17 protein-coding genes are annotated in these 16,601 nt (G+C 60.0%); 7 read left to right on the plus strand and 10 right to left on the minus strand.

Annotated elements, in window-relative coordinates; genetic code table 11:
* The first annotated feature begins 9 nt into the window (after positions 1-9).
* On the plus strand, positions 10-417 hold the full coding sequence (locus BB029_RS24395; RefSeq protein ID WP_065941104.1) for an RNA-binding S4 domain-containing protein: 408 nt from the start codon (positions 10-12) through the stop codon (positions 415-417).
* Positions 418-462: 45 nt separating this feature from the next.
* Here BB029_RS24395 and BB029_RS24400 read toward each other — a convergent pair whose 3' ends face one another.
* Positions 463-1,266 (minus strand): phosphatase PAP2 family protein, encoded by an 804-nt coding sequence (locus BB029_RS24400; RefSeq protein WP_065941105.1) that lies wholly within the window; start codon positions 1,264-1,266, stop codon positions 463-465.
* A 126-nt stretch (positions 1,267-1,392) separates the two neighbouring features.
* Here BB029_RS24400 and hslO point away from each other — a divergent pair, with 126 nt between their 5' ends.
* A complete protein-coding gene (gene hslO / locus BB029_RS24405; protein ID WP_065941106.1) occupies positions 1,393-2,295 on the plus strand; it encodes an Hsp33 family molecular chaperone HslO in 903 nt (300 codons plus the stop codon).
* 179 nt (positions 2,296-2,474) lie between these two features.
* Positions 2,475-4,016 carry a phosphoenolpyruvate carboxykinase gene (locus tag BB029_RS24410; RefSeq protein ID WP_065941107.1) on the plus strand — a complete coding sequence of 514 codons (1,542 nt, stop codon included), beginning with the start codon at positions 2,475-2,477 and terminating at the stop codon, positions 4,014-4,016.
* Positions 4,017-4,143: 127 nt separating this feature from the next.
* Here BB029_RS24410 and BB029_RS24415 read toward each other — a convergent pair whose 3' ends face one another.
* The 4 genes from BB029_RS24415 to BB029_RS32525 form a co-directional block, all read right to left on the minus strand.
* Positions 4,144-4,500, minus strand: coding sequence for a DUF1493 family protein (locus BB029_RS24415; protein ID WP_027605145.1), 357 nt, complete (start codon positions 4,498-4,500; stop codon positions 4,144-4,146).
* Between the two features lie 277 nt (positions 4,501-4,777).
* Positions 4,778-5,248, minus strand: a complete 471-nt coding sequence (locus BB029_RS24420) for a hypothetical protein (RefSeq protein ID WP_083236480.1) — start codon at positions 5,246-5,248, stop codon at positions 4,778-4,780.
* Positions 5,249-5,511: 263 nt separating this feature from the next.
* Positions 5,512-6,111, minus strand: coding sequence for a putative adenosine monophosphate-protein transferase Fic (locus BB029_RS24425; RefSeq protein WP_065941109.1), 600 nt, complete (start codon positions 6,109-6,111; stop codon positions 5,512-5,514).
* Entirely contained in the window at positions 6,111-6,281 is a 171-nt protein-coding gene (locus BB029_RS32525) for a YhfG family protein (RefSeq protein WP_003236014.1), read from the minus strand. Before BB029_RS32525 ends, BB029_RS24425 begins: the two co-directional genes overlap by 1 nt.
* A 176-nt stretch (positions 6,282-6,457) precedes the next feature.
* On the opposite strand from BB029_RS32525, the gene BB029_RS24430 reads away from it, so the two are divergent.
* The 3 genes from BB029_RS24430 (at position 6,458) to BB029_RS24440 (ending at position 10,312) form a co-directional block, all read left to right on the plus strand.
* Complete coding sequence (locus BB029_RS24430) at positions 6,458-7,633, plus strand: tetratricopeptide repeat protein (RefSeq protein ID WP_065941110.1); 1,176 nt, start codon at positions 6,458-6,460, stop codon at positions 7,631-7,633.
* Between the two features lie 286 nt (positions 7,634-7,919).
* On the plus strand, positions 7,920-9,857 hold the full coding sequence (locus BB029_RS24435) for an ATP-dependent DNA helicase RecQ (RefSeq protein WP_065941111.1): 1,938 nt from the start codon (positions 7,920-7,922) through the stop codon (positions 9,855-9,857).
* Between the two features lie 23 nt (positions 9,858-9,880).
* Entirely contained in the window at positions 9,881-10,312 is a 432-nt protein-coding gene (locus tag BB029_RS24440) for a thioesterase family protein (protein ID WP_065925806.1), read from the plus strand.
* A gap of 144 nt (positions 10,313-10,456) precedes the next feature.
* On the opposite strand, the gene BB029_RS24445 is transcribed toward BB029_RS24440, so the two are convergent.
* From BB029_RS24445 to BB029_RS24460, 4 genes are all read right to left on the minus strand, one after another.
* Entirely contained in the window at positions 10,457-10,930 is a 474-nt protein-coding gene (locus BB029_RS24445) for a glycine zipper domain-containing protein (RefSeq protein ID WP_027605140.1), read from the minus strand.
* Positions 10,931-11,135: 205 nt separating this feature from the next.
* On the minus strand, positions 11,136-13,484 hold the full coding sequence (locus BB029_RS24450; RefSeq protein ID WP_065941112.1) for an FdhF/YdeP family oxidoreductase: 2,349 nt from the start codon (positions 13,482-13,484) through the stop codon (positions 11,136-11,138).
* The gene (gene fdhD / locus BB029_RS24455) at positions 13,481-14,320 is read right to left on the minus strand and encodes a formate dehydrogenase accessory sulfurtransferase FdhD (protein ID WP_065941113.1); all 840 of its coding nucleotides are present in this window, start codon (positions 14,318-14,320) and stop codon (positions 13,481-13,483) included. The genes BB029_RS24450 and fdhD overlap by 4 nt, the downstream gene beginning before the upstream one ends.
* Positions 14,321-14,417: 97 nt before the next feature.
* Positions 14,418-15,305, minus strand: a complete 888-nt coding sequence (locus BB029_RS24460) for a LysR family transcriptional regulator (RefSeq protein ID WP_065941114.1) — start codon at positions 15,303-15,305, stop codon at positions 14,418-14,420.
* 132 nt (positions 15,306-15,437) lie between these two features.
* Here BB029_RS24460 and lysM point away from each other — a divergent pair, with 132 nt between their 5' ends.
* Complete coding sequence (lysM, locus tag BB029_RS24465) at positions 15,438-15,878, plus strand: peptidoglycan-binding protein LysM (RefSeq protein WP_065941115.1); 441 nt, start codon at positions 15,438-15,440, stop codon at positions 15,876-15,878.
* A 46-nt stretch (positions 15,879-15,924) separates the two neighbouring features.
* On the opposite strand, the gene yrfG is transcribed toward lysM, so the two are convergent.
* Positions 15,925-16,587 carry a GMP/IMP nucleotidase gene (gene yrfG, locus BB029_RS24470; protein ID WP_065941116.1) on the minus strand — a complete coding sequence of 221 codons (663 nt, stop codon included), beginning with the start codon at positions 16,585-16,587 and terminating at the stop codon, positions 15,925-15,927.
* Positions 16,588-16,601 lie beyond the last annotated feature (14 nt).

Below are 16,601 nucleotides of genomic sequence, written 5' to 3' on the forward strand. Positions count from 1 at the left end.
GGAATTCAAGTGGCTCAAAAGCAGGAAGAGGAAGAAAAGGTCCGTCTGGACAAGTGGCTTTGGGCGGCGCGTTTCTTTAAGACACGTGCCTTGGCCAAGGCCGCGATTGAGAGCGGTAAGGTGCATCATCGAGGCGAGCGCTGTAAACCGGGCAAGGAGCCACGTGTCGGTGATGAGCTGCAGATTCGGATAGGTTTTGACGAAAAGACCGTGGTGGTTCAGGCACTTTCCACTGTGCGCCGTGGCGCCCCCGAAGCGCAGGCGCTGTACACCGAAACCGAAGCCAGCATTGCCAGGCGCGAAAATGCGGCTGCCCTGCGCAAGGCGGGCGCCACGGGGATGACCACCGATGGCAAGCCGAGCAAGAAGCAGCGCCGCGACCTGTTCAAGTTTCGCGGCAGTGGCAATGATGACTGATTGCGCAGCGGCCCATTCAAATGTGGGAGGGGGCGGCTTGCAGCGTTAAGGGGATGTACGCACGACGCTCAATCCACTGATCACTGGCAGCTTGCCAAGTAACCTGAAGATCGGCGTCGTCACGCGTAACAAAGCGGCCGACACCTTCGCCGCAAACGGCGTGTAATAACCCCAGCCCAACGCCAACAGTGCCAGCAGCACCCCGCCGATATAATCGTCCTGCCCCCAATGCGCGCCCGCTACCAGCCGCGGCATCATGAACAACAGCGCCAGGCCCCAGATCACCAGCACCTGGCCGATACGTCTGGCGAACACGCTCATGAACATTGCCCAGATCAGCAACACCGAGGCGTGATCCCCCGGAAAGCTTTGGCTTGAGCGGTCCTTCAGCTCCCAGGTCTTCTCCAGCCCCGGGAAATAGTCACTCATCTGGATCGCCCCGGCGATGACCATCGACGGGCTGCTGTGTTGCCAGCCCATCTGCGCCGCGAGTTTGGAAAACAGCATGCGGATAAACAGCAAGAGCAACAAAATACCGACAAAACCTAACAGGGCCTGGCGTGCCTGCGCGGCTTTGAACACCCAATCGCCGCGAATCAGCAGCATCAGCAGGATCACCCCGACCACCGCATCAAACGGCCGCAGACTGGCCACGGCCCACACGTGCAGCCATGTCGCGCTGCTCGCCAGCGGGTCGTTGATAAGGTGAAACAGCCACTCGTCGAAAATCACACACAGCATCTGCCCCGTGGGCCACAGCCAAAAACACAGCAGCCCGATAGCGAGTAGATTGCACAGAGCCCATCGCCGGAGGTTCCACTTGGCTTGGAACAAACCCGGATTGTTCATAAACTGTCCCTCTTCGCTCTAAATAAGCTCTCTGTTTCCAGGAGAAAGCCGCACCAAGATGGTGCTAAAGCGTTTAATTTTATAAACCTTGTAACCAATTTGTCATCAATTCAGATACCCAGACCTATGACTGATCTACCGGATACCGACTTCACCCAACGCTTCATCTTCGACGAGAGCGACGCCCGCGGCGAAATGGTTTCGTTGGAGCGCAGCTACGCCGAAGTCCTCGCCAAGCACCCCTATCCGGAGCCGGTCGCACAACTGCTCGGTGAGCTGATGGCCGCTGCTGCGTTGCTGGTGGGCACCATGAAGTTCGACGGTTTGCTGATCCTGCAAGCCCGTTCCGAAGGGCCGATTCCGCTGTTGATGATCGAGTGCTCCAGCGAGCGCGAAATCCGTGGCCTGGCCCGTTATGAAGCCGACCAGATTGCCGCGGACGCCAGCCTGGCCGAGCTGATGCCCAACGGCGTCCTGGCGCTCACCGTCGACCCGACCTCAGGCCAGCGTTACCAGGGCATCGTCGACCTCGACGGCAAAACGCTGTCGGAATGCTTCACCAACTATTTCGTGATGTCCCAGCAAGTGGGCACCAAGTTCTGGCTTAACGCCGACGGCAAGCGCGCCCGTGGCATGTTGCTGCAACAACTGCCGGCCGACCGTATCAAGGACGACGAAGATCGCGCTGAAAGCTGGCGGCACTGCATTGCCTTGGCCGATACCCTGAAAGCCGAAGAACTGCTGGGCCTGGACAACGAAACCATCCTGCACCGCCTGTACCACGAAGACCCCGTGCGCCTGTTCGACGCGCAGACCTTGCACTTCCACTGCAGCTGCTCCCGCGAGCGTTCGGGTAACGCCCTGGTCAGCCTGGGCCTGGAAGATGCGCAGAACCTGGTGGTGGAACACGGTGGCAATATCGAGATCGACTGCCAGTTCTGCAACGAGCGCTACCTGTTCGACGCTGCCGATGTAGCGCAATTGTTCGCGGGCGCAGGCATCGACACGCCTTCCGACACCCGCCACTAAAACGTTTAAGCACAGGTAAATCACCTGTCAAATGCCGGATTAGAGGCGTTCTGACGGGAGGGCCCTACTCTTTTTGGGCTTTTCTGGCATAATCCGGCCCACTTTTTTCGCGGTAGTAGTGCGCAACTTTCTACTACAAAACGTTTGGAGCACTCGGCCACAGGCCGACGGGGAACCTCATGACGCAAGCCAATAACGCCGTATACACCGATCTGAGTGTTGACGATCTGGTCAAAGAAGCCCTGCAGCGCGGTGAAGGCGTGCTTGCCGATACCGGCGCGCTGGTCGTGGAAACCGGTCACCGTACCGGCCGTTCGCCAGTCGACCGTTTCATCGTTGAAGAGCCTTCCACCCAGGATTCCATCGCCTGGGGCCCGATCAACCGCAAGTTCCCGGCCGACAAGTTCGATGCCCTGTGGGCCCGCGTCGAGGCGTTCAACAACGCGCAAGAGCATTTCGTTTCCCACGTTCACGTAGGGGCTTCCGAAGACCACTACCTGGCTGTGAAAATGACCACCCAGACTGCCTGGCAGAACCTGTTCGGTCGTTGCCTGTTCATCAACCCGGCCCAGTACAACCCGGCCGGTCGTGACGAGTGGCAAGTGCTCAACGTGGCCAACTTCGAGTGCGTGCCTGAGCGTGACGGCACCAACTCCGACGGTTGCGTGATCCTCAACTTCGCCCAGAAAAAAGTGCTGATCGCCGGCATGCGCTACGCCGGTGAAATGAAGAAAGCCATGTTCTCGGTGCAGAACTACCTGCTGCCGGCTTCCGACGTACTGCCGATGCACTGCGCCGCCAACATTGGCGAAGCAGGCGACGTGACCCTGTTCTTCGGTCTGTCGGGCACCGGCAAGACCACCCTGTCCGCCGACGAAAGCCGTTACCTGATCGGTGACGACGAACACGGCTGGGGCGAAGGCGTGGTGTTCAACATCGAAGGCGGTTGCTATGCCAAGTGCATCGACCTGTCCGAGAAGAACGAGCCGGTTATCTGGAAAGCCATCAAGCACGGCGCCGTGCTGGAAAACGTCGTCATCGACGAGGCCAAGCACGCCGACTACGCCGATGTCAGCCTGACCCAGAACAGCCGCGCCGCCTACCCGCTGGAGCACGTTGCCAAGCGTTCCGAGAAGAACCTGGGCGGCGAGCCAAACGCGGTGATCTTCCTGACCTGCGACCTGACCGGCGTACTGCCGCCCGTGTCTATCCTCAGCGAAGAACAAGCGGCCTACCACTTCCTGTCCGGCTACACCGCACTGGTGGGCTCGACCGAAATGGGTTCCGGCAGCGGCATCAAGTCGACCTTCTCCACCTGCTTCGGCGCACCCTTCTTCCCACGCCCGGCCGGCGAATACGCAGAGCTGCTGATCAAGCGCATCCGCGGCTTCGGCTCCAAGGTCTACCTGGTCAACACCGGCTGGACCGGCGGCGGCTACGGCGTTGGCAAGCGCTTCAACATCCCGACCACGCGCGGCGTGATCGCGGCAATCCAGAGCGGCGCGTTGATCGGTGCTGAAACCGAACACCTCGACACCATCAACCTCGACGTGCCATTGGCTGTACCGGGCGTTGAGACCGGCCTGTTGAACCCACGTAACACCTGGGCTGATAAGGCTGCTTACGATGAAGCGGCGAAGGCCCTGGCTGGTCTGTTCATCGAGAACTTCAAGAAGTTTGAAGTGAGCGAAGCGATCAAGGCTGCGGGTCCGAAGTTGTAAGATTCGCAAGCTGTTAAAAAGCCGTCCCTAGTGGGCGGCTTTTTTGTGCGCGAAGGGTTAGTCGACGATAGGCAGAATCATTGCCCCTCCACCTTTGACTTGCGGTGTGCCTGGAGCTGATCTTCGTTCAGCTCAGGTTTTCCAGCGTCTGGGTGTCCCAGCTGTGGGTCTTGATGGCCAGGTAGAGCATGCCGATGGTCAGCGGGACCTTGTCGCCATGCCCCTTGCCCCGACGCTTGAGGAACACGTCAAAGACCGGTGGGTTGAAGTAACGATAAGTGTCGTAGTCGCCGAGGTCGAGGGCGAACTCCTGCTCCAGCGCTTCCATGAGTTGCTTGGCTTCACTGCCGTCACAGCCCAGGTCGAAATTGAGTGAGGTTTGCAGGCGGATGGTCTTGTGTTTCGGCAGGCCGATTTCTTCGTGCAGCAGTTGCAGGAGTTGCTGCATCACGGGGTCTTCGGGGAAGTTGGGGGCGAGGTTCATGGTGGGGGCACGCAGGAGTGGATGAAGGGGCTGGTTGCGTTGGAGGCGGTATTTGTTTCGAGTGATGAAGAGCGCCAAGCCTATCAAAAATACAAAGACAGGTAGGAGGGGCATTCTGAGGATCACCGCTACATAGGGTAGTAGGAACGTCAAAATAAGGCCTGTTGTAAGAAATGTGACTGCGAAGTGCTTTCTGAGCATTGGGTCTGTGATTTGGTAGTGCAGCACCAAATAGATAATGAGAAAGGAAGCGGATTGAAGGTAAAGGGCCATGTCACTAAGACTCGTCCGAGTAGACATGCATTGAGAGTGGTGACCGCTGAGGCCCTATGCCTCCTCTCACACTGGCATCCAGACCGATGATGATGTCTCCAGCGTGATATCTACGAAGCTTGCCGGAAATCGTATCTCCAACGAAGCCCGTGGTTACGGTTGAAATGGCAATCCCTGGTGCTTTAACCGCTCCGGAGATTATTTGTTTGATGAGCACGTTTTGGTCGTTTAACTGATCGGCCTGATTCCGTCCCAAAGGATGGGAAATCGCGACCGCCATTTCCCATGGCAAGTCTCTGGCCAGCATTTTTTCGTACAACCTACGTATCTGATCGCGCACTTGTCGCGCTGCCGTTTTTGTTTCAAGCAGGCATAGATTGGCCAAAGCATGCCGATTGTCAGGCACAACAGTGAAGCGAATCACTGTGAAGATGACGCCATAGTGGCCGATGTGTTGAGCCCTTTCGATGTTCACAGGTTTCTGCCGAGAAAGTTGAGACCGCGCTATTTTCATTCAGCTACGGGTAACTTCTGTAGAGGGTCAAGCGGGTGTTTGGAGCAGTTTGGGAAGGGGATGTCGCGGTGTTTGGAGGTTTCCTACAACGGTTTCCGGCATTTGTGGCTTGGCAGTGCTTGTAGGAGCGAGCTTGCTCGCGAAAAACTCAAGGACGCCGTGTTTTTTCTGGACCATCGCCTCGCCGTTGATCAGATCATTTCCACGCAGAGCGCGAGGAACGATCACTGCCCTGCAGGCCTGCTGACACACCGCTCAAAAATCGCCTCCAACCCCCGATAATCACACGCCACCGCATCAATATTCGCCGGTATCCATGCCGCGTGTTTGACCAGCCACCAGTTCACTGAAAACCCCGCGTTGACGATGATCTGTTCGAACAAAATCCGCTGCGCCCGGCCATTGCCCTCGCGGAAGGGGTGGATGACGTTGAGGTCGCCATAGGCTTCGGCAATCCTGCTTATCAACTCGGTTTGGCTGGCACCGACAAACCAGTTTGCCTCTTCCATCTGCCGGATGATCTTCGCGGCTTCCGGGGGGATGCGCTCCGGGGTGCAGAACAAGGTGTCGCCTTTCTGGATGTTCACGCTGCGCAACTCACCGGCCCAGTCGTAGATGTCACCGAACAGCGTGCGGTGGATGTGTTGCAGGCGGTCGAGGTCGTAGGGCGGGGGGAAGAGCGGGAGGCTGCCTACGGCGATTTCGGATAATTCCCGCTCGGCCTGGTGCAGGCGGGCGTCGTCGAGCAAATCGAGGCGGTTGCGCAGGACGCTGCTACCGGGATAGCAGTACGGATCCTGGCCCACCCCGTATTTGTCGAGCATCAGCGTGGGGTGTTGCGGTACTTGGCAAGGACGGCTTCGCGGGTCGGCAGGGGTTTGTCGACGTCGGCCGGCTGGGTGTCGAACCCTTCCAGGCGCAGGCTGGCCAGGTAATTGGAACGGCGGATCTTGTGGTAATGATCCTGTTTTTGCTCAAACGTCAGTTCGCTCATCGCAGCGTACTCCTGGGTAGCAAGGTTTGATTGTAGCGCAATGCTTCAATGGGCAGGCGGGATAAAAACCACGTCACATTTTGTATAAAAAGTCCGCCGACACCCGGAATTCAGCGTATGTTTCACCGCAAAATCTTGCAGGGCGATTTCCGCCCGCGACTTAAAGGGAGTTAGGCATGGGTTTGCTTCGTGTTGCTTCGGCGATGTCATTGTGTGCGGTGGCTTTTTCGGTCCAGGCCGGGCAGTTGCCGATCGAAGTGCTCAGTGCGGTGGTCAAGGACCAGAAAATCGCCGATGCCGAAGTGCTGCTGCAACGTAACGGCGCACAGAACGTGGTGGGCCGCACCGACGCCCAGGGCCAAGTGACGCTGACCAGTGAGGCTGCCGATGATGCGAGCAACCTGCTGATCATCAAGAAGCCTGGCTACTCCAACCTGGTGGTGAAATGCCCCTGCGCGGGCATGACCTACGCCATCAGCCCGGTGATGGAAAACCTCGATGGCCTGCGTGTGGTGCTGACCTGGGGCAAGACGCCGAGTGACCTCGACTCCCACATGATTTTCCCCGGCAATAACATCTACTTCGAGAACCAGAAGGGTACCGATGCCGAGTTGGATGTGGATGACACCGACAGCTACGGCCCGGAAACCATCACCCTGCAGAAAAAACACTACGGCGAAAGCTACGTTTATGCCGTGCATGACTACAGCAATGGCGGCAACCCAGGCTCGCGCCAGTTATCCGACAGCGAAGCCAAGGTGTTCGTGTACATGGGCCAATCGCTGGTGCGTACCTACTACGTGCCCAAGAACCGCAGCGGCAACCTGTGGACGGTGTTCCGCATGACCGGCAGCGGCGACTTCCAGGACATCAACACTTTCAGTGGCGTGACCGTGAATGCGGCGAATGTGCTGAACGAAGTCAAACCGCTGCTGGATGACAGCGTGGCGGTCACCGCCGTCACCGTCAGCTCTTCCGTACAAACCGATGCGAAGCGTCTGAACCTGCAGGGTGAAGCGGCCTACCAGGCCGGCAAGCTGGACCAGGCGATCGACCTGTTCCGTCAGGCTATCGAGCTGGACAATGGCTTCGGCAAGGCCTACGGCAACCTCGGCCTGGCGTATCAGAAAGCCGGCAACACTGCCGAGTCGATCTGGGCCAATCGCAAGGCTATCGCCCTCGCCACCGGTGCCAATGCTGCAACCGTACGTGCAGGTGCCTATTACAACATTGCGCGGATCTACGAAGCGGCGGGGCAGTTCCCGGATGCATTGCGTCACTACCAGTTGGCCAAGGAGCAGAAGGCCAACCCGGTGTATGACACGGCGATTGAGCGGGTGCAGAACCGCTGATTCAGCTGTAGCGCAGGTCTGAAAATGTGGGAGGGGGTTTGCTCCCGATAGCAGTGGGTCAGTCAGTTATTGGTAACTGATCCATTGCCATCGGGGGCAAGCCCCCTCCCACATTTGGATCTGTGTCTTTCCTGCAACCTCCTCAGTTTATTCCCGATTCGGCCCTAGGCCGTCCCCCACCCTGTGTATCATCCTGTCTCTTTTTTCCATGCGACCTTTCTCGATTCGCTGAACGTGCTGGGCTACGTTTTTAAGCCACCTTCAGCGGTCAATGGAGTGACAGCCTATGCACGACACCCTCCAGCAGGTCTTTGGTTATCCACAGTTTCGTCCGGGCCAGGAAGAAACGGTCAGCGCCGTACTGGCCGGTCGTTCGGCTGCGGCCATTTTCCCTACGGGGTCGGGCAAGTCCCTGTGTTATCAGCTGTCGGCGGTGTTGCTGCCGCACCTGACGCTGGTGGTGTCGCCGTTGTTGGCGTTGATGCAGGACCAGTTGGGCTTCCTGCAACGCCACGGTATTTCGGCGGGCAGTATCGATTCGGCGCAAAGCCGCGAGGACGCCAATGACGTGATGGCCCGCGCGCGGTCGGGCGAGCTGAAAATCCTGATGATTTCCGTGGAGCGCTTGAAGAACGAGCGTTTTCGCCACTTCCTGCAAAGTGTGCAGATCTCGCTGCTGGTGGTGGATGAGGCGCACTGTATTTCCGAGTGGGGCCACAACTTCCGCCCGGATTATTTGAAGCTGCCGGACTACCAGCGCCAGTTCAAGATCCCACAAGCGCTGCTGCTGACGGCTACGGCCACGCCCAAGGTGATTGCCGACATGCAGGCCAAGTTCGCCATTGCGCCGGACGACGTGGTCACCACGGGCTTCTACCGGCCCAACCTCAACCTGTTGGTGGAGCCGGTCGCCGGTGCGGACAAGCGTCGTCGCCTGGTGCAGTGGATGAGCGAGCGGGCCAACCAGCCCAGCATCGTCTACGTCACCTTGCAGAAAACCGCCGAGCAGATTGCCGAGCATCTGAACCGCAACGGTATCCAGGCCGAGGCGTATCACGCCGGCTTGCCCCACGACAGGCGTGAGGGCATCCAGCAGCGCTTCATGGGCGGGCGCTCCAATTGCATCGTCGCCACCATCGCGTTTGGCATGGGCATCGACAAGAGCGATATCCGCAATGTCGTGCATTTTGACCTGCCCAAATCCATCGAGAACTACAGCCAGGAAATCGGCCGCGCGGGGCGTGATGGGCAGCCCTCGGACTGCCTGGTGCTGGCCAACCGCGACAGCCTCAATGTGCTGGAAAACTTCGTGTATGGCGATACGCCCGAGCAGGACGGTATTCGGCGGGTGCTGGAAGAGTTGCAGGCAGCGTGCAGTGAAGGGCAGTGGGAGTTCCTGCTGAGGTCGCTGTCGGACCACAGCAACATCCGCGAACTGCCACTGAAGACACTGCTGGTGCAATTGGAGCTCAAGGGCGTGATCGCGCCGCGCTACGCGTTTTATGCCGAATACCGATTCAAGTACCTGGTCGAGCCCGAGGCCCTGCTGGCGCGTTTTTCCGGCGAGCGCCAGCAGTTTGTCGCGGCGATCATCCAGGTGTGCAAGCGCGCGAAAACCTGGGCGACCGTGGATTTCGACGCGCTTTACCAGCAACACAATGCCGAGCGCAGCCGGGTGGTTAAGGCCCTGGATTACTTCCAGGAGCAAGGCTTGATCGAGTTGGAAAGCAAGCAGATGACCGAGGTCTACAGCCTGCTGGATACCGAGTTTGATCCACAGGTGTTGAGCGTCGAGTTATACACAGGCTTCAAGCAGCACGAGGTGACGGAGGTGGCGCGGATTCACGCCATGCTTGATCTGTTCGCTACCGAGCATTGCCTGGGGCAGCGGCTGGCCGAGTACTTCGGCGATGAAAATGCACCGCAGCGCTGCGGGCACTGCTCTGTGTGCCACGGCCATGTCGCGCATTTGCCGGCGCCGCCGAGCCTGCCGCCGCTTGTGGATAAAAACTTCATGGGGCTGTGCGGTGATTTTATCCACAGGCATCATGAGCACACCGGCCAACTGCCGGGCGCTGAGCGGCTGACACGGTTCCTGGGGGGGATCAGCGTGCCGCTGTTTACCAAGCTGAAGGCGCGGGGCATTCCCGGTTTCGCAGCGCTGGAAGACTACCCCTACGCCGACGTGCGTGAGTGGGCCCAGGCCCATTTGAATGCCCTGTAATCCTACTTTCATGAGACGTGCCCATGCCTGACTCAATGCCGCAACGCGCCGATTACCGTCACTTCCAGCCGATCATCACGCGTTGGCACGACAACGATGTGTACGGCCATGTGAACAATGTCACCTACTACAGCTTCTTCGACACAGCGGTGAATACCTACCTGATCGAACAGGGTGGGTTGGATATTCATGACGGTGAGGTGGTGGGGTTTGTGGTGAGTTCGGCGTGCGATTACTTCGCATCGATTGCCTTTCCCGATCGCCTGGACATCGGCCTGCGGGTGGGCAAGCTGGGCAACAGCTCCGTGCAGTACGAATTGGCGGTATTCAAGGCAGGCGAAGAGGAGGCCTGTGCGGCGGGGCGCTTTGTGCATGTGTTCGTGGATCGGGGGACGAACCAGCCGGTGACGATTCCGGGGATGTTGCGCGAGGCGTTGCAGCGGTTGGTTGTCTGACTTCGGCGTTGCAGGCACCACGGAACCCAATGTGGGAGGGGGCTTGCTCCCGATAGCGGTGGGTCAGCCAGTACACGGGTGGCTGACACTCTGCTATCGGGAGCAAGCCCCCTCCCACATTGATTTTGCAGTGTTCTTTAGCGCTTAGCGGTGACGGTAGTGATGCTTGTTCTTGCGATGCCCGTAGGCGTGGCCGCGGCCGCGATGGTCGTCGCGGTCATAACGGCGGCTATCACGACTACGACGATCATCGTCATCGCTCTTGTTGCCCATGTAGTTGCCCAGCGCACCGCCCGCGCCACCGCCGGCCGCTGAACCGATCAGTGCCCCGGTGCTGCCGCCGACACTGCGGCCCACCACGTTGCCGCCGGCTGCGCCCAGTGCGCCGCCAATGGCTGCTTCGCCGCGGCTGCGCTTGTCTGCGCCGACCGCGCTACCGCCTGCGCCGCCCAGGGCCGCGCCGATGGTCGAACCGGTGTTGCCGCCCAACTGCTGGCCGACAACCGAGCCTAGAACCCCGCCCAATGCGCCGCCCACACCGGCTTCGGTGGTGCCACCGGCCATGGCTGCGCCACTGACCAGGCCAAGGGACAACAAGAGAATCGAGGAGAACTTCATAGAGAGACCTCAAGAGGATGACGGCGCGATCCTGAGGCTGTATTGACATGGTTACAATAGAAATCCGACCAGTAACACGAGTTGTACACAATTCTCTAAGTTACTGTTTTAGCTCGGGAACTTAAGTGGTTTTTGCGAGTCTTTAGCTACTTCGGAACGGCCGCTTTTATGCAAAAGCGGCCTTTTTTGTGCCCGAAATGATCAGTCAGGCGGAACGCGCCATGATCAGCCCATTGTCACTGGCAGCTTCCAAACGTATCGCCACGAACTTCGACGTCGGTGTATGGCTGCCATCCCCGGTGCTCTCCAGCGGCACCAACGGGTTCACTTCCGGGTAGTAAGCCGCAGCCTGCCCCGCTGGAATATCAAACGCCAGCAAGGTGAAACCCTTCACCCGACGCTCGCGGCCGTCTTCCCACAACGACACGATGTCGGCTTTCTGCCCCGGCTTGAAGCCCAGGCGGATGATGTCGGCTTCGTTGACGAACAGCACGTCACGCTGGCCTTTGACCCCGCGGTAGCGGTCGTCCAGGCCATAAATGGTGGTGTTGTACTGATCGTGGGAGCGCATCGATTGCATGATCAGATCCGGCACGTGGCCCGTGGCGTGGGTGCGCTCGTGGATCAGGTCCTTGGGCAGGATGTTCGGGCGGAAGTTGGCACGGCCCGAAGGCGTGTTCCAGCGCCGAGCACCGGCGGAGTTGCCCAGGTAGAAACCACCGGGGTGTTTCAGGCGTTCGTTGAAGTCCTTGAAGCCTGGGATGGTATCGGCGATCAGGTCGCGGATGCGGCTGTAGTCGGCCACCAACCAGTTCCAGTCCACCGGTTTGCTGCCCAGGGTTGCGGCGGCGATGCCGGCGAGGATGGCCGGTTCCGATTTCATCAACTTCGACAGCGGCTGCAGTTGGCCGTTGGAGTCGTGGACCATGCTGAACGAGTCTTCCACCGTCACCGCTTGCGGGCCTTCGGCCTGGATGTCGATGTCGGTGCGGCCCAGGCACGGCAGGATCAGTGCGTCCTTGCCGTGCATCAGGTGGCTGCGGTTGAGCTTGGTGCTGATCTGCACGGTCAGGTCGCAATTGCGCAGCGCTTCGAAGGTGCGCGGGCTGTCCGGGGTGGCTTGGGCGAAGTTGCCACCCAGGCCGATAAACACCTTGGAGCGACCTTCAAGCATGGCGTGGATCGCTTCCACCACGTTGTGCCCGTTGGTGCGCGGTACCTGGAACTGGAAGCGTCGCTCCAGGGCGTCGAGGAACGCCACCGGTGGGCGTTCGTTGATGCCCATGGTGCGGTCGCCCTGCACGTTGCTGTGGCCACGCACCGGGCACAGGCCGGCGCCGGGGCGGCCGATGTTGCCGCGCAGCAGCATCAGGTTGGCGATTTCCTGGATGGTCGGCACCGAGTGGCGGTGCTGGGTGATACCCATTGCCCAGCACATGATCACGTTCTTGCCCTTGGCGTACATGCGCGCCGCTTGCTCGATCTCGACCAGGGTCAGGCCGGACTGTTCGACGATTTCATCCCACGAGGTATCGTCGATCTGGCCCAGGTAATCCAGCACGTTGGCGGTGTGTTCATTGAGAAAGTCGTGATCGAACACGGCTTCCTTGCCTTCGGCCTGAGCCTGGCGCTCCCATAGCAGCAGGAACTTGGCCATGCCGCGCAGGATCGCCATGTCGCCACCCAGGGCCGGGCGGAAGTATGCGGTGTTGGTCGGCTTGTCGCCGTTGGTGAGCATTTCCAGCGGATGCTGCGGATGCTGGAAGCGCTCCAGGCCGCGCTCCTTGAGCGGGTTGATGCACACCACCTGGGCACCTCGTTTGACCGCTTCCCGCAGCGGTTCGAGCATGCGCGGGTGGTTGGTGCCGGGGTTCTGGCCCCAGACAAAAATCGCATCGGCATGTTCGAAGTCATCAAAAGTCACGGTACCTTTGCCGACGCCCACGCTCTGGGCCAGGGCCACGCCGCTGGCCTCGTGGCACATGTTCGAGCAATCCGGGAAGTTGTTGGTGCCGTAGGCGCGCACAAACAGCTGGTACAGGTACGCCGCTTCGTTACTGGCACGGCCCGAGGTGTAGAACTCTGCCATGTTCGGGCTGGGCAGGGCGTTGAGGTGCTTGCCGACCAGGTCGAAGGCCACTTCCCAACTGATGGGGGTATAGCGGTCGGTTTCAGCGTCGTAGCGCATCGGCTCGGTCAGGCGGCCCTGGTACTCGAGCCAATAGTCGCTTTGCTCCAGCAGCGCGGTGACGCTGTGCTTGGCGAAAAACGCTGCGTCAACACGGCGCTTGGTGGCTTCCCAGTTGACCGCCTTGGCGCCGTTTTCGCAGAACTTGACCATGCCGCTTTCCGGCGAGTCGCCCCAGGCGCAGCCGGGACAGTCGAAGCCGCCGTTCTGGTTGGTCTTGAGCATCATGCGCAGGTTTTTCAGCGCGTTGTCGCTGGTCAACCAGGCCTGTGCCACGCTGATCAGCGCGCCCCAGCCGCCAGCCGGGCCCTTGTAAGGCTTGTAGCGCGGGGTTGGGGTTTGGTCGGCTTGATGATGATTGCTCACGGCTGGTTCTCCATCGCAGGGCTGTAGACCCGCGGCGCACTTTTCTGCGGCAGGTGGATGAGATTGAGGTGATGCCGGCGAGCCCATTGAAGGGCCAGGCCGGTGGGCGACGACAGGCTGACCAGGGTCTGGATGCCCGCGCGCAGGACTTTCTGGATCAATTCGAGGCTGCAACGGCTGGTGACAATCGCCAGCCCGCCGTCGGTCGGGACCCGTTGGCGGATCAGCGCACCGATCAGCTTGTCGAGGGCGTTGTGCCGGCCGATGTCTTCACGACCCATCAGCAATTCGCCCTGGTTATTCATGAACACGGCCGCGTGCACAGCGCCGCTGCACTGGCCCAAAGGCTGGAACGCGCTGATGCGCTGGCGCAGGCCGTCGAGCCATTTGGCAGGCGGCAAGGGCGCGCCGGGCAGCACTTGAAGGTCCGGCAGCGCCTGCTCCAGCGCTTCCACTCCGCACAGGCCGCAGCCGCTGGTGCCTGCCAGCTGGCGGCGCTGCTGCTTGAGGTTCCAGAACGCACGGCTGGAGATCTGCACCTGAGCGTATTGGGCCGAACCCGAACCGCTGAGTTTCAGATCATAAATATCGCTGACGTCGGCGATAATGCCGCTGCCGATGCTGAACCCGACAATAAAGTCTTCCAGGTCCGTGGGCGTGACCAGCATCACCGCCTGGCTGATGTCGTTATAGGCAATCGCCAACGCCACTTCTTCCGCCAAGGCGGTGCTCGCGACCTCAGTGCGCTCAAGGTTGCAAAACTGGTAGCTCTGGCTGGCGACGGGCGCGGACGTTTCCGAAGCAGGCGCCGCGCAGACTGGGCGCTTGGCGTTCATGGGGCAGTACCACCGGCGGATTGATCAGTGTTTAGACTAGGCGCGACAAAGCGTCGCGTCTAATTGCCAGTACTGATCTACCGATAGATGACGTCGATCAAGACTCTTTTTGCGATTTCTGAAACAGCGCGAAACACGCCTCTGCCAATGCCGAACGCGGCGCGCTGCGCCGCATGATCAGGCCCAGGCGCGCCAGGGTGTGGGCGTCTTCGATGGGTTGCAGGCGCAAATGTTCGGTGAGGGCATCCAGGCCGCCGTCCAACGGCATGACGGCGCAGCAGAGTCCGCCATGCACCGCTTGTAACAACTGATGGACGGCGTCGGTTTGTAACAGCGGCTGCGGGTGCAGGCCCCGGCTGTGGAAGTTGTGGTCGATGGACTGACGGAAGTGCATGCCACTGGTGAGCATGCCCAGGGGCAGTTCGATCAATGCCTCCCAGCTCAGCGGCTTGTCGCCAAAACTGAAATAGCGCTGGTCGTAGAGCAGGCCCATGCGGGTTTCGCCGAGGGCGAGGGAATCGAAGCGCTCGTTGTCCAGGCGGTCGAGGTAGGACACGCCCAGGTCCAGGCGATTGCTCGCCAACTGTTCGAGGATCTGCTCGGAGCTGAGGGCCGACAGCTCAAAGCGCAGGCTCGGATGCTCCTTGTGCAGTTGTTGCATCAACGCCAGCGGATCAAAGCTCGACAACGGCACCACGCCCAGGCGCAACGTACCCACCAGGTTGCCACGGCAGGCGGCGGCTTCGGCCTGCAAGCCGTCATAGGCCGCCAGCACCGTGCGTGCCCAGGCCAGCACGCGCTCGCCGGGGGCGGTGAACCCTTCGAAACGCTGGCCGCGATTGACCAGCGGCAAGTCCAGCTCTTCTTCAAGGCTGCGCAGGCGCATCGACAGGGTTGGCTGGGTGATGTGGCAACGCGCCGCGGCCTGGCCGAAGTGACGGGTCTCGTCGAGGGCGATGAGGAATTTCAGCTGCTTGATGTCCATCTTCGCTCCAGGGCTTATTCCAATGGCGGGGGGATTCTAGCGCGTTTGCGTCTTTGGTCGGGCTGGAACCCAAGTCTGCCGGACTGGTCTAGTCTTGGGCATCTGGAAATCAACTACCAAGGAGAGCGCACTATGAGCATTTTCAGCTTTATCAAAGACGCCGGCGAAAAGATTGTCGACCTGTTGACGCCGGGTAATGCCAACGCGAGTGAGCAGTTGAAGGAACACGTAGCGAAGGTGGGTCTGGGGAATCCGAATGTACAGACCACGGTGGATGGCGACAAAGTGACCGTGACCGGTGAAGTCGCCACCCAGGAAGAGAAAGAGAAGATTCTGCTGGCGCTGGGTAACATTCAAGGCGTGGCCAGTGTGGATGACCAGATCACCGTAACCGGTCCGGCAGTGGCCGCCGCCCGTTTCGTCGTGGTGAAAAAGGGTGACACCCTCAGCGCGATTTCCCTGACGGTGTACGGCAACGCTAACCTGTACAACAAGATCTTCGAGGCCAACAAGCCGCTGTTGTCCCATCCAGACAAGATTTACCCTGGGCAGACGCTGCGTATTCCTGAGTAATACACGGGCGAAAAGGTGGGAGGGGGCTTGCTCCCTCCCACAGGGTTCAGAGCCCGACAATGAGATCGCGGTAGTCACCGACTGCTGCAAACTCAGCCGTGTCCTTTGGCCCCTTTTTGCTGTCCGGTTCTTTCACCGCCAGCAAATGCCCCACGCCAAACGCCTGGGCACTGCGCAGGATCGGCAGGGTGTCGTCGATAAACAGGCTGCGAGCCGGATCGAACTGGATGTCAGCCTGCAAGGCATCCCAGAACTGTGGGTTTTCCTTGGCGAAGCCGTAGTCGTGGGAGCTGATCAATCGCTCGAAATACGGCGCCAGTTCAATGCGCTCCAACTTCAATGACAGCGAATCACGATGGGCGTTGGTGATCAGGATCACGCGCTTGCCTGCCCGTTTGATCGCCGCCAGGAAGGTATCGGCATCCGCGCGCAGGGCGATCAGGTGGGCGGTTTCCAGCTTGAGTTCGCGCACCGGGATGTTCAGCTCCGCACTCCAGAAATCCAGGCAATACCATTGCAACTGTCCGGCGTTACGCTCGAACAGAGGCTGCAACTCCATCTCGGCCATGGCTCGGCTCACCCCGTGCAGTTCGGCGTAACGCTGGGGCAGGTGTTCCATCCAGAAATGGTTGTCGTAATGCAGGTCGAGCAGGGTGCCGTCCATGTCCAGCAGGACGGTGTCGATGGCGTGCCAGGGCAAAGAGGGCATGGTGCGGTCTCATG

Source organism: Pseudomonas sp. S3E12, from assembly GCF_001702295.1.
GTDB lineage: Bacteria > Pseudomonadota > Gammaproteobacteria > Pseudomonadales > Pseudomonadaceae > Aquipseudomonas > Aquipseudomonas marginalis.